This window comes from Beijerinckia sp. 28-YEA-48 (assembly GCF_900104955.1).
GTDB lineage: Bacteria > Pseudomonadota > Alphaproteobacteria > Rhizobiales > Beijerinckiaceae > Terripilifer.
The window spans coordinates 3,915,065-3,928,577 of the sequence record NZ_FNSI01000001.1; the positions used below are offsets into that span (position 1 = coordinate 3,915,065).

Genomic DNA, 13,513 nt, shown 5'->3' on the forward strand with positions numbered 1-13,513 from the left:
ATTCAAGTGTATTTATTGACGCGTTTTCTTCACGCCAACCGGCATCCACTTCGCTCGAAAATGCATTTGTTAGCGCCGCACCTTCTCGACCACGCCGACGATCGGCCCCATCGGCCGCCAGCGATCGTGGCGGCTGATCGAAGGCGCGTACATCGACGAAATCGAACCATCGAGGAATAGCGCGTCGCTGCACCCGAGCTTATCGCGGAAGAACGTGGCGAAGTCGTAGAAGGTCACCGGCTCGTTTGAAATCGCGAAGACGATACGGCCCCCGGAACAAGCACCGACACCGTTGCGGGTTTTCTTCGAGGTGCCTGCCTCCTGGATCCGGGGATGAATGCGACCGTTGATCACCAGCATCGGGCCGGACTGGGTGGCATAGCGCACATCGCTGCGGCGCGCGGCGAACCGGTCGCTGTCGACCACGCCGGCGCCAGAACGTGTCACATAGAAAACGCCATTTGGCTTCAGATGGAAGTTGCCGGGGCCGTTGCGGGTGTTGAGCCGCACCTTCTCGACGCCGCTTTCGATGAACAGACCGACCGGCCGATAGTCGGGGTGATACATGCCGGCATTCATGGCGAAGACGAGCTTCTCACCGCCGCGCTCCAAGGCGTCGGACAGCGCATTGAAGGAGCCATAGGCCGTGCCATCAGGATCATCGAGGAAAAGCCGGATGTCCGACTTTCCGGAGATGAAGGTGCAGGTCGAATAGGGCGCGTTCTCCCAGGTGGTCGATTCACACTGGGCCAGCGCCGGCCGCGCGGCGAAGCCGAGCGCAACGGCGGCGCTGATGGCGATCAGGCGAAGATATCGGATCATTCGCATCCCCGTCAGGTTCTTTCCATCAACGCGGACACATGCGCGGCGACCGATTTGCCGAGCGCATCGAGATTATAGCCCCCTTCCAGCACGGAAACGAGACGCCCCTTACAGCGCCTGTCCGCGATATCCAGCAATTGTCGGGTCGCCCAAGCAAAATCTTCCTCAATCAAACCAAGTTGCGCCAGCGGGTCCTTACGATGGGCATCAAAACCCGCCGAGATCATGACCAGGTCGGGCGAAAAAGCGTCGATCCGCTTCAGCACCACATCGGTCATCGCCTGGCGAAAGCGTTCGCCGTCATCGCCCGCCCGCAGCGGCGCGTTGACGATCGTGTCATGCGCGCCGGTTTCGCTCTTCGCCCCAGTGCCGGGATAGAGCGGCATCTGATGGGTCGAGGCATACATAATGCTTGGATCGTTCCAGAAAATTTCCTGGGTGCCGTTGCCGTGATGGACATCGAAATCCATGATCGCGACCCGTTCGGCGCCATGGATGGCGCGCGCCCGGCGGGCCGCGATCGCGATATTGTTGAAGAAGCAGAAGCCCATCGGCGTCGTGGTTTCGGCGTGATGGCCCGGCGGGCGCATGGCGACGAACGCATTGGCGATGGAACCGTTGCCCATCACCTCGTCGACCGCCTGGCAGGCAGCGCCCACCGCATGCATGCAGGCTTCCCAGGTGCCAGGGCTCATGGCGGTGTCACCATCGAGCTGCACCAGCCCATCGGTCGGCGCCGCCTCTTCGATAGCGCGCAGATAGGCCTCGGGATGGACGCGCGTGATGTCAGCGCTGGCGCCGCGCGGCGCCATCTCGCGGATCAGGCTTTGAAACTTCTCGGCCGCCAGCGCCTCTTCGATCGCCACAAGCCGTTTAGGCTGTTCCGGATGGCCATAGCCCATGTCATGGCCGACGCCGGAGGGATGCGTGAGATAGAGTGTGCTCAAGGTGAAGTACCAAATTCGGCTGGTGATAGATCTGTGTTCTTAAAAGCGCAGGACTGTATCTTTCATGCAACACAATCGGGACATTTGCGCCCACTGCTCACCTTAAGACAATGATATGGTAAGAAAAGACCTAATAAATTCGGGCCTGGCGGTACCGAATCGGGGCTAACTCAATGACTTTCAAGACTTTAATCGTCGCATTGGTGGGCGCGACTTTGCTCGCGGGTTGCAACTACCGGCCGGTGCCCGATCCGGCACTTTCCGCCAAGGACACCGAATGGATGGCGATGATCCCGCCCTTCGAAGTGGGCCTCGAGCAACAGCGCTACGAAATCCAGGATCCGACCGGCGAAGCGCCCGGCACGATCATCGTCGATACCAAGCAGAACTTTCTCTATTTCGTGCTGCCCGGCAAACGCGCCATCCGTTACGGCGTCGCCACGGGCGCGGAAGCCTATGGCTGGACCGGCACGGCGCAGATCAAGCGCAAAGCCGAGTGGCCGCGCTGGATGCCGCCAGCCGACATGGTGGCCCGCTGGCCGCACCTCAAGCCGACGGCCGCAGCCGGTGGCCTCAACGGTGGCCCCGACAATCCGCTCGGCGCCCGCGCCCTCTACCTCTACGAAGGCGGCCGCGACACGCTCTATCGTATCCACGGCACCAACGAGCCGGAGAAGATCGGCACCAACGTGTCGTCGGGCTGCATCCGCATGCGCAACATCGACATCGTCGATCTCTACAACCGCACGCCGGTTGGCGCGAAGGTGATCGTGCGCTGAGAAAGCCGCACGGATGTGTTCTCAAAGGCCGGGGCAACCCGGCCTTTTTCATGAGCGCTTTACGAGATCTGCGGCGGCGTGCCGAGCACCACGTCCACGATCTCAGGCGGGCGCATGAAGCGCACCGGCGCCAGCGAGGTGCCAAGCCCGGCGGAGACGATCATGTGTCTGTTGTTCATCTCCACATGGCCATAGGTCTGCGACCAACGCACGCGTTGGCTCATCATCGGCTGAATGAACTCAGGCAAGCGGACCTGGCCGCCGTGGGTATGGCCGGACAAGGTCAGCACCACGCGCTGCGGCACCTGCGGGAAAATATAGGGTTCGTGCGCCAGCAGGATCACCGGTGCGTCGTCGGTCACCTGCGCCAGAGAGCCAGGCAGATCGTCCATGCCGATAAACTCGTGATGGCTCCGCCGTAAAGCCAGCTGATCGGCAAGCCCGACGATCCAGAAGGCGTGGCCATCCTTGACCACGCGCACCGCATCGTTTTCCAACACGGTGACGCCGGCATCGCGCAGCGCCTTGCGTACCGGATCGCCGTTCAACGCCGGCATGTTCGGCAGAGCGCCATGCCAGAGATCGTGATTGCCCAGCACGCCATAGACACCATAGGGCGCGCGCAACACGCTCATCGCCTCGCCCCAGGCCTCCGGCATCACCGGACCGGTCACCATCATATGGCCGCCGGTATAATCGCCGAGCAGGACCACGACGTCGGGGTTAAGCGCATTCACCTTGTTACAGATGGCGCGGACGCGGCTGGCGGGCATCCAGGGTTCGCAGGCGTGCACGTCGGCGATGACGCCGATGCGCAAATGCAAATCCGCCGGCCAACCCGGCGGGGCCATGTGATAGGCCGTGCGTGTCAGGATTAAACCAGGCTCAACGCCGAAAGCATAACCGCCCACACCAAGAAGCGCCGCACCGCCACCGGCGGCGCGGAGAAAGCCGCGTCGTGTCACAAATGCCATTGTTATTCTTGTCCGTTCCCGCCGGCTCCCTCATGCTGGCGCGGACAAGAGGCTATCACGCCGCCCTGTCGTCGCCACGCAAAAATGCGGGAATATCCTTCACCTGAGGGCGCGGACCACCGGGACGCAGGGCCTCCTGCTTGTCGGCACGGATATGCAGCGCGGCGGCGACCGCCGAAATGCCGATTTCACGATAGAGATGGGTCAGGAGGTCGCGTGCGTCCTTAACCTTGCGCAGCGGGGTCTCGGCAGGGGTTTCTTGGAGGGATTCTTGGATCTGGGTCGACATTGGAGCAACTCACTCTGGGGCACGGCCGGTCCGAACCACTTGGCGCCGGCTCGTTAAAAATGTGAGCCATCGGTTAAGACAGCTTTAATCTTGCTAGCCCGCGATGTGGATAAACGTTGTGCGCTGCGTCACAACAGCAACATCAAGACGTTCGATCAGGGCAATTTCCAGCGGCAGTAATGGGACCCCGGCCGCCGCGGCGCCAAGTCGATGTGCATGTGGTCCTCATGATAGCCATCGGACCCTGGCCCAAGCACTGTCGCAAAATGCCGACAGGCGGAATCAAACAGAGCCTGCGGTATCGGCGCACCTTTGTTGCCCACCTGGGCGACGGCGCCTCCAGCAAAACGAACGCCGCGAATGTCGAGCGCATTGCCCTTGCCATGTTCACTCAGTTTCGCGCCCTTGACCCGATTTCGTCCGCGACAGTCATAGGAGGCGCCGGCGGCGATGCCGTCGAGCCGGCGACCGTCCTTTTCCAGCACCGCTGCGAAATCACCTGTCACCCAGGCGGAAAAGGCGCGCGCCATGTCACAGCGCATCACGCCGGCGTCGGCCACGGCGATACGCCGACCATCGGCCGCCTTGATCGCTGATAGCTGGACAGGTTCGTCGATCCCACACCCCGGCCCGGCGCGGTCCGGCGCCTTCACCCGCTTCGCCTCGACCTGACCGCTCTTGAGAAAATCGGCGCAGGTGGTGGACACCGTTGGCAGCACCGGCGGCTCGGCCGAGACCGGGCTAGCGGAATCGAGCTTGGGAGAGTCAGGTTTAGGAGCTTCCTTGGGTGCTCCCTTGGGCGCTTCCGACTTAGGCTTCGCCCCCGCATCCGACTGCGGCCGCACCGGTGGCAACGGCGGATCCCGCGGCAAGGCGGCCGCGCCATCGGCGTGCATCAGTCCGAAAAAACCAAATGAAAGCCAAAAACAAAAAAGGCGTGGGTTCATCAAAAGATGAACCCATCGCCCTGTCACAAGTTCCCGGAACACTGCTCACAGCGTTCCAGAAAAATCAAAGGCCGATGATGACCGATTTGACCTCGGTGAAGGTCTCGACACCTTCCTGCGCGTTCTCGCGACCCCAGCCGGACTGTTTGTAACCGCCAAACGGCAGCGCATTGTCGAGGCCACCGCCATTGATGCGGATGAAGCCGGCCTTCAGGCGCTTCGCCATTTTATGGGCGACGCCGACATTCTGCGTCCACACATAAGCCGACAGGCCATAGGTCGTGTTGTTGGCCTCGGTCGCGATGGCATCGAGACTGTCGTCATCGAACGCCGACGCGCAGAGAACCGGCCCGAAGATTTCTTCGCGCCGCACAGCCATGTCGGCGGTGGTGTCGGCGAGGATCGTCGGCTCGACGAAATAGCCTGACTGGCCGAAACGCTGACCGCCGGTGACGACCGAAGCGCCAGCATCGCGACCAGACTGCAGAAAGCCGGTGACGCGATCGAGCTGTTCCTGCGACACCAGCGGACCCATGTCCGTCGTCGCATCAATGCCGGGACCGACCCTCAACTTCTGCGCCCGTTCGGCCACGCCTTCGAGGATGCGATCGAACACTTTCTTATGCGCATAGAGCCGCGAACCCGCCGCGCAGACCTGGCCGGCATTGGAGAAGATGAAGCGCGACACGCCTTCAATCGTCTGATCGATGTTGGCATCGGGAAAGACGATGACCGGCGACTTGCCGCCCAGCTCCAACGTCACCCGCTTCAGATTGCCGGTGGCGGCTTTGAGGATCAGCTTGCCGACTTCGGTCGAACCGGTGAAGGAGACCTTGTCGACACCGGGATGATCGACCAATGCGGCGCCGGCCTCGCCAAAGCCCGTGACTATGTTGATGACCCCCGGCGGGAAGCCTATTTCCTGAACCAATTCGCCGAGACGCAACGCCGTCAGTGGTGTCTGTTCCGCCGGCTTGAGAATAACGGTGCAGCCAGCCGCAAGCGCCGGCGCTATCTTCGACACCGCCATCATCAGCGGGAAGTTCCACGGCACGATCAAAGCGGCGACGCCGACCGGCTCACGTAAAGTGTAGGCGTGCCAATCACCCGGCAACGACACATCCGCCGTGGTGCCATAGAGCTTGGTCGCCCAGCCAGCGTAGTAACGCAGCTTTTCGGCCGAGCTCGGGATATCGATGGTGCGCGCTGCCTTCAGCGGCTTGCCGTTGTCGAGCGTCTCGATCAATGCCAGCTCATCGGCATGACGATCGATCGCTTCGCCCAACTTGTAGATGAGTTTGGCACGTTCCGCCGGCGCCATGCGCACCCACGGGCCGCCATCAAACGCCTTGCGCGCCGCGCTCACCGCCAGATCGACATCGGCCTTGTCGCCGTGAGCAACGCGGGCGATCACCTGTTCAGTCGCCGGGTTAATCACATCGAACGTCGCGCCGGAAACGGCAGGAACGTGTTTGCCATCGATCAACAATTTGCCGGCGCGCGCCAGAAAGGCCGATACCTGTTGTTCGCCCGAAAACGTGACGTCATCCATGGTTCTCTCCTCATGTCTTTTTAAAAGGTGACGACGCCCTTCAGGCGTCGATCGTGGCTCGTTCGGGCCAATTGATCGGCCAAGCCTTGAGCAGGCGCAGAACGCCGGCCAATCCGCTGCTCGGCAGCGGCACAAAAGGTTTCTCCGCCTGTTTGCACAGGCGCTTGACGATGAACATCGCGCTATGGCTGACGCAATCGACCGGAAAGGCGACCACATCGGCGCGGCCGATCAGCGATGGCAGCAGGCTTGCCGCTTCATCCTGTCCGCCATCGTGATGCAGCAGAACCGCGCCGGTCGATGCCACCGCATCCTTGATCGCGGCCAATGTGTCGAGGCGACCGCCGACATAGAGCAGGGTCTGACCGGCAAGCGTTGGTTGAGCATCGGGCTGGACCGCATCGGCGCGCTGCGCCTGCACATAATCTTCCAAGGTCGCCAGCTCTTCGACCAAGTGCGCTTTGGCGTTGACCGCCGCATCACGCTCTTCGCGCGCCACCCGCGTGTCGTCCTGCAACTGGGTTTGCCGCGTTTCAAGCTTCAGGCGCCGGGCGCTTTCGCGATCGAGCTTCTGGCGCAGGCCCGCCACCAAGGCGCGCAATTCCTCCACTTCGCCGTTGCGCACTTCGGGCGTCGGCAGAGCCTGCGTCGGTTCGGCGAGAGCGGCTTGCAGGCGGGCGATGCGCGCATCGCGCTCGGTCACCATGCTGCGCAGGCGGTTCTCCTGCCGCTCGACCTTCTCGCTCAGGCGAACATTCTCCTGTTCGAGATCGGCAAGGCGGCGAATGTCGGCGCGGTTGGCGGCGCCCACCAGATGCGACAGCATATGGATCTCGCCGAAGAGCTGCCGCAGCGTTGTCGTATCGGTCGCCGGATGGGTCAGCGCCGCCCAATAGCCGCCCGCCACATCGCCGGCGGCGCGGGCCTCGCGCCAGAGCGACAGAATATCGGCCGGCGTAGAGGCCGACTCAAAACGCCGAATAGCCCCGGCGTGTTCGGCCTCAAGGGCTTTCTGCAGCAGCTTGCCGCCGCCGCCCGACGTCGCGGCGAGCCGCACGCCTTCCTTGTGAATCTCGTGGTCGGACTGGTTGGCGATGACCGCCGGGCCGACCGATTTGGCGACGACCTTGCGTAGCGCCGGCAAGGTCAGACAGGTGCCGACGATCGAACAATGCAGCGACGGGCTGAAATCCCAGAGCTTGCGACGACGGGGCTCGGCGACGTTCACCAGCGGCCCGACACCCGGAAAGGCAAAGCCAGCCGAGGCATCGATGCGCAGAACAGTCTTGGGTGGTTGCGGGTGTGGAAACATCGCATCTCTCCGAACGATATATTCACACATATATAGCGTTAGGAATCAAGCTTCGAAATCGCCAATTATCAAACGATTATAATCCGAAACCTTGGGTTTTTGCCGTTCTTTTCGCTAAAGCGACCGCATCCGCGCGCGCGGAGACGAGGACGTGCGCACCTTATTGGGCAAGTTGCTGCCGATCGGCGGCTCCCGGACATTGGCCGCGGCGCGCACAAGATCCCGCACCTCGATGACCAGTTTCTCGAATTCGGCCAAACGGTCGGGCGCCATTTTGGCGAATGTCTCCTCGACGAACCGCTTTTGAACGACGATCGCCTCGGTGGCGATGCTGCGGCCCGCTTCGGTGAGGAAGATGGCGTGCGAGCGGCGATCGCCGGGGATCGTCCGGCGCTCGACCAGGGTTGCCGCCACCAGCCGGTCGACCAGGCCGGAGATATTGCCTTTGGTGACATAGAGCCGGCGGGCGAGATCCTGCTGGCTCATGCCCTCCTGTTCCGTCAGCGTGGTGAGAATATCGCACTGGGGGACGGACAGGCCAATCTCGCGCAAACGGTCGGCAATCACGCTGTTCATCCGCGTATTCACGCGTAAAAGCCGAAACCAGACCCGTTCTGCGTCGAGAAGTTCGTTCATCATGCGTCCTAAACACCGGCGAGTCGTGGTCGACGGCTCTTCCCGGACATACTAGACAATTTTGCGCCTTCGCGCCCGTTCCGGCAACCTGGCTCAGACCAGCTTGTCGCGATCCTTCAATTTCGGGAACAATCGCATCCAGGCCAGGGTGACGGCGACGGCCCCACTGCCGCCGATGACCACGGCCAAGACCGGGCCGGTCAAGCTGGCGACGATGCCGGAATAGAACTGCCCCAATTCGTTCGAGGCGCCGATGAAAAGGCTGTTCACCGCCGAGACCCGGCCGCGCATCTCATCAGGCGTTTCCAATTGGACGAGGGTCGTGCGGACATAGACGCTCACCATGTCGGCGGCGCCAAGCACGACCAGACAGGCCAGTGCCAGCAGAATGCTCGACGACAGGCCAAAGCCGATGGTGGCGAGGCCGAAAACGCCGACCGCCTGGAACATGCGCAAGCCGACCCGGCTGTTGAGCGGAAAGCGCGCCAGCAGCACCGCCGTGCCAATGGCGCCCACCGAGGGGGCGCTGCGCAAAAAGCCGAGGCCAACCGGGCCGGCATCGAAAATGTCCTTGGCGAACATCGGCAGCAAGGCCGTCGCGCCACCGAGCAGTACGGCGAAGAGATCCAGCGAGACCAATCCCAGCAGGGTCGAGTTCGACCAGATCGATTTGACGCCTGCCGTCAGATATCCCCACGACAATTGCGATTTACCCGCAGCCGGCGGGCGGCGCTTGAGCATGTAGAGCAAGACAACGCAGGTCGCCGATAGAAAGGTCGTGCAGAAGAAGACGAAAGGAGCGCCGAACAGATAGGCGAAGCCACCGACCGCCGGCCCGATGACCGAGGCGGTTTTGGTGGCCGTGGACCCCAGAGCAACGGCGTTCGCCAATTGCTCCTTGCTCACCAGGTTTGGCAGCAGCGCGGAAGAGGCGGGGCTGAAGAAAGCCCGCGCCGCACCGGCCAGAAACACCAATCCATAAATGAGCGGCAGCGTCTCCATCTGCAGCATCGCCGCCAGAAACAGACCCAGCGATGCCAGCGCCGATATGGCATAGCAGATCATCAAGACCTGCCGCCGGTCGTAGCTGTCGGCGACGTGACCGGCGATGAGCAAGAACAAGATGCTGGGGGCGAAGGCCGCAAGGCCGATCAGCCCCAGCGCCACGGCACTGCCGGTCATTTCATAGACCAGCCACCCCACGGCGACATCGATCATGCTCATCGCCAGGCCGGCGAAGAAACGCGAGAAGAAAAAACAGGAATATTCGCGCGACTGGAACGGTTCCAGACCCTTAATCGAGGCTGCCATCTATCGCGCTGAAGTCCTATCTAATCAGTTCGCCTACCCGTTCAACAATGGGCTTGGGCGTCGCGTAAATCTTGCGGATCAGCGCTTCGAGCTGCTCCCCCGTATGCGGTTCGAGATCAAGCCGCTGCTTCTTCACCTCGGCGATGAACTCTTCATCCTTCATTGTCGCGTTGAATGCATCGCGCAACATTTTCACTCGCTCGGGCGGCATGTTGGGGGGCGCGACAAACGGCCGACCAATACCCTGTCCCGCATAGAGGAACTCAATCGCCTGTTTCTGCTCGGCAGTCTTGGCAAGATCGAGAATGAATGGCGTGTCCTTTATCTCGGGGCTCGGCTCGGTGCCACCCTGAAAGATCAAGTTCACTTTCTTTTGAGGGATCCAATCGGGCCGCTTGCCATCGACGCTATCGAGACTTTCGCAAATGCCATCGACCTCGCCGCGCTCCATGGCCAGGAACACATCGGAAGAGGCGGGGAAACCGGCCACCAGTTTGAACTTGGTGCCGAGGATGGCGTTCAGTGCACGGGGATAAGCACGCGTGCCAGTGCCTGGGCCGGTATCGCCAACAATCAGTTCGGTCTTCAAGAGATCGTCGAAGGTCTTCACCTTCGCGTTCTGGGTGGCGATACAGACATTGGTCTCGGTGGTCGGCGTGCCGATCCAGGTGATCTGCAGCGGATCGAAACGCGCACCCTGTTGACCGGTGAGCGGACCAAGGGCGGCATCGCGCGCGATGAGGCCCATGGTCGAACCGTCCTTGGGAGCGATCGCATAGATATTGCTGGCGGCGGTGAAACTGCCTGCGCCAGGCATGTTCTGCGGCACGACATTGGGTTTGCCGGGCAAATGTTTGGTGATGTGGCGAGACACCACGCGGGCCCACAGATCATAGCCACCACCGGGACCAAACCCGATGATCATCGTCAACGGCTTGCCGCTGGCGAACGGGCCCGCGTCCTGCGCAAGGCTTTGGTTAAGAGCAGCCGCCGGTATCTGTGACGCCAGCAGCACGATAGCAATGGCGAAATTCTTCGTCATCCTTCCCTCCCCCATGATCCTTCCCCCCCAATGTTGATCTCAGATCCGATTGGTGCCGCGTTTACGCCCCTGACTCACTTCGAGGAACAATTCCTCCAGCCCGATCCGCCGCTTGATCATGCCTTGCTCGAAGGAATAGCCGACCAGGGTTTCAAGCGTGTGCCGGTTGCTGTCGGTCATGCCGTATTCCCAAGGATCAGGACCAAGCACGGCCTCCTGCTCCTCCCAGGCTTCACGATACCAGGCGAGCGGCACGATGCGCGGATTTTCCATACGCTTCATCGCAACCGCCTTCGACGCATCGAAGGCCTTCTGCAATTCGACCGGCACCCAAGGATATTGATCGACGATCTCTTGCTTGATACCCATCACATGCATGATCGGGAAAATATTGGTCTTGCGGAAATAGGCGAGTTCCTCGCTCTTATAATCAGGCCACAACCGCTTGACCGCCGGATGCTTCTGCAACATCGGCCAGATCAGGTCGGCGTGCAGAACCGCATCAAGCTCGCCGGCGACAAGCATATCCTCGCATGTCTGGTCGTGACGCATGCGCGAAAGACGCAGCCCTTCGGGCGCTGTGAACTCAACATCCTCGTCGATCTCGGTCACCCATTCGATCGACTTATGCGGCACGCCATATTCATGTTCGAGAATGCCGCGCAGCCACAAGATCGCCGACACCTGAAAGGATTTGACGCCGATCCTGCGACCGATGAGATCCTTCGGCTCGTTGATGCCCTTCGACGTGTTGACGAAGGCAAAGCCATGGCGAAAGCGGCGATGCAGGAACACGGGAATGCCCGCGAACGGCAGGCCTTGATCGCGCGCCAGCAGATAAGACGAGCTCGAGACTTCGGCGACATCGAATTCGCGGTTGCGCAGAAAGCGCCAGTGCCGCGTGCTGGAATCCATTGTCGTGACGATCGTCAGCTCGATGCCGTCAGCCCGCACCGTGCCTTCTTTTAGAGCTCGAATGATTTCATAATCGCCGCAAGCCAGAGTCAGCGCCAGCTTCTTAGACATCGCCTCATAACCTCCCGGCCAAGATCATTGCCGGAATGGAATGTCCGGGATCGTGGCTTTATCTTTATCGGGTGGTAGCAGCCTTCATCCCAGCTGCCAAGCACGCGGCATGCAAGAGTGATCAAAGATTCGCTCTAGCTTCATGCACTTTAACGCATGTCAGCCGCATGCTTTTACAGCTTGCCGCAACCTCAAAGACAATCGCGTTTCACTTGAAACACACTTTGCGTTAGCGCGTGCACATCAACGCCTGGAGGGAGCGGCCACGCTGAGCGGCGATATCGCCGGCGGTGCGATCGGGACGTGGCGCGGGAATGCCGGCTGGCAGAACAACCGGCTTCACACCAGCATCGTTCATCAGCTTGGTCGCTGCCGAAGCGGGGATGAGCTTCCAAGCCGCTTGCGGCACAATCCCAGCATAGCGCACCGGATCGTTCGCCGGCGCAGCCGCCAAAGCCACGAGCGCGCCCGAGCGATCGAAAATCGCGGTGCCGCCAATGCGTCCTTGCAGCGGCGCCACAAGACGCGGCACGCCGGTTCCCACCGGCGCCACATAGTTCCCCGTGGCGACGACGATCTCCGCGTCGCGGCCGCCCATCTGGGCGGCGAACAAAGCGACAAGACTATCGCCGGCATTGGGTGTGGAGGCGGCAGGCGCAACCGCCGCAATCTCAGCGCCGCGCGCCTCGACCAGCGCCAGGCCCGTATCGGCATCGCGTCGTGTGATGGTCGCGGCGCGACCGCCGATTTTCGGATCCGTGCAATCACGACCAAGCACGGTCAGGAAGAGACCGGGGCCGATGGCGATGGCGCTGGCTTCCAGTTGCGATGCCGGCGCGGACGGCGCCGCACTGACGACCGGCGCTGTGGCCGATGAGGGCGCGGCAGCCGACGGGAACGGCTCGAACGCATTGGCGACAGCGATCGACAAGACATCGTAAGTTGGACGCAAGCGGCGCGCATAAGACAAGGTGTAGCCGCGCACCGTCGGCACGCCATTGGCCATGCCACGGGCCGCGCGCGTGTAGAACACGCGCTCGCCTTCTTCGCCGGTGATGACGAGGAAGTCCGGCCGCAACACCCGATAGGTGACCTTCCGGCCCGGACCATCGCCACGCAGAATTTCGAACAGGCGCGGCAGGTCGCTTTCAGCCTCGGCGTTTTGGAACGTATCGATCGCGGCGGCGCCGTCAGCCGTGCTCCAGGTCGAGCCGGTCTTGGTGTCGGTGCGTTTGCTCATCGCCTTGGTCGGCAGGCCGATGGCTACGCCTGAACGCGTGTCAACAACCTTGCGAAAGGCTTGGGCGTTGCGGATCTTCTCGCCTGCGGCGACCAGCAAGGCCCGCGCCTTCGGATCAAGCGTGCCATCGGTCGGCAGCTTGCTGCGCCGGGCATAGGCGACGATCGCATCTCTCGTGCCGCGACCAAAATTGCCATCGACATTGCCCTTATAGTCCCCGGTCCAGACAAGCGCATCCTGGAGGGCGCGCCGGTCGGCATCCGGCAGGGCTTCGAAAGCGCTCTTGGCCGCCTCGAAAGCAGGATCGGGAGCGGCGGCCGCCGGGGCCGGCTGCTGGGCCAAGCTATGGCCCGGCAGCGCAGTGGCAGCGAGCAACAGCGAGATAACGCGCAGCGCGCTTGCCGTTGTAAAAGCCATTGTTTTGCCCCCGTGCACAGCTGCGGCCCACAAGCCACAATCCGGAAAAATTCTAATGATCGCGATCCGCGCGCGTGATCATGCTCAAAAAATCGTCGCGACGGAAGTGCGCTATCGCACAGATGTTGCACACATCTGATGGTTCTTGCCAGAGAGCGGAATGCGAAAAGTGAATACCGGCTTTTCGTGATAATCCCGCTCTACGTTTTGAAATCGATC

Annotated in this window: 13 protein-coding genes; 1 reads left to right on the top strand and 12 read right to left on the bottom strand. The window is 61.8% G+C overall.

All coding sequences use genetic code 11. The annotated features are described in order from the left end of the window. Positions 1-69: 69 nt before the first annotated feature. Both BLW50_RS18310 and BLW50_RS18315 read right to left on the bottom strand, forming a co-directional pair. Positions 70-822 carry a phosphodiester glycosidase family protein gene (locus BLW50_RS18310; protein ID WP_090705117.1) on the bottom strand — a complete coding sequence of 251 codons (753 nt, stop codon included), beginning with the start codon at positions 820-822 and terminating at the stop codon, positions 70-72. An 11-nt stretch (positions 823-833) separates the two neighbouring features. Continuing rightward, positions 834-1,769 carry a histone deacetylase family protein gene (locus BLW50_RS18315; protein ID WP_090705119.1) on the bottom strand — a complete coding sequence of 312 codons (936 nt, stop codon included), beginning with the start codon at positions 1,767-1,769 and terminating at the stop codon, positions 834-836. 173 nt (positions 1,770-1,942) lie between these two features. On the opposite strand from BLW50_RS18315, the gene BLW50_RS18320 reads away from it, so the two are divergent. Continuing rightward, positions 1,943-2,548 (top strand): L,D-transpeptidase, encoded by a 606-nt coding sequence (locus tag BLW50_RS18320; RefSeq protein WP_090705122.1) that lies wholly within the window; start codon positions 1,943-1,945, stop codon positions 2,546-2,548. 59 nt (positions 2,549-2,607) lie between these two features. On the opposite strand, the gene BLW50_RS18325 is transcribed toward BLW50_RS18320, so the two are convergent. The 10 genes from BLW50_RS18325 to BLW50_RS18370 form a co-directional block, all read right to left on the bottom strand. Beyond that, positions 2,608-3,522, bottom strand: coding sequence for a metallophosphoesterase (locus BLW50_RS18325; RefSeq protein WP_090705124.1), 915 nt, complete (start codon positions 3,520-3,522; stop codon positions 2,608-2,610). Between the two features lie 55 nt (positions 3,523-3,577). Beyond that, positions 3,578-3,811, bottom strand: a complete 234-nt coding sequence (locus tag BLW50_RS18330) for a hypothetical protein (protein ID WP_090705127.1) — start codon at positions 3,809-3,811, stop codon at positions 3,578-3,580. 155 nt (positions 3,812-3,966) lie between these two features. Further along, a complete protein-coding gene (locus BLW50_RS18335; RefSeq protein WP_244544479.1) occupies positions 3,967-4,656 on the bottom strand; it encodes an extensin-like domain-containing protein in 690 nt (229 codons plus the stop codon). Positions 4,657-4,822: 166 nt separating this feature from the next. Further along, entirely contained in the window at positions 4,823-6,310 is a 1,488-nt protein-coding gene (locus tag BLW50_RS18340; RefSeq protein ID WP_090705132.1) for an aldehyde dehydrogenase family protein, read from the bottom strand. 40 nt (positions 6,311-6,350) lie between these two features. After that, positions 6,351-7,622, bottom strand: coding sequence for a DUF2325 domain-containing protein (locus tag BLW50_RS18345; protein WP_170850230.1), 1,272 nt, complete (start codon positions 7,620-7,622; stop codon positions 6,351-6,353). A 114-nt stretch (positions 7,623-7,736) separates the two neighbouring features. Then, positions 7,737-8,198 carry a MarR family winged helix-turn-helix transcriptional regulator gene (locus tag BLW50_RS18350; RefSeq protein ID WP_348272858.1) on the bottom strand — a complete coding sequence of 154 codons (462 nt, stop codon included), beginning with the start codon at positions 8,196-8,198 and terminating at the stop codon, positions 7,737-7,739. Positions 8,199-8,351: 153 nt separating this feature from the next. Beyond that, positions 8,352-9,569 (bottom strand): MFS transporter, encoded by a 1,218-nt coding sequence (locus BLW50_RS18355; protein ID WP_090705141.1) that lies wholly within the window; start codon positions 9,567-9,569, stop codon positions 8,352-8,354. 16 nt (positions 9,570-9,585) lie between these two features. Then, entirely contained in the window at positions 9,586-10,611 is a 1,026-nt protein-coding gene (locus BLW50_RS18360) for a Bug family tripartite tricarboxylate transporter substrate binding protein (RefSeq protein WP_170850231.1), read from the bottom strand. 39 nt (positions 10,612-10,650) lie between these two features. Next, a complete protein-coding gene (locus tag BLW50_RS18365; protein WP_090705145.1) occupies positions 10,651-11,637 on the bottom strand; it encodes an ABC transporter substrate-binding protein in 987 nt (328 codons plus the stop codon). Between the two features lie 229 nt (positions 11,638-11,866). Then, positions 11,867-13,294, bottom strand: coding sequence for a peptidoglycan-binding domain-containing protein (locus BLW50_RS18370; protein WP_090705147.1), 1,428 nt, complete (start codon positions 13,292-13,294; stop codon positions 11,867-11,869). Between the last annotated feature and the right edge of the window lie 219 nt (positions 13,295-13,513).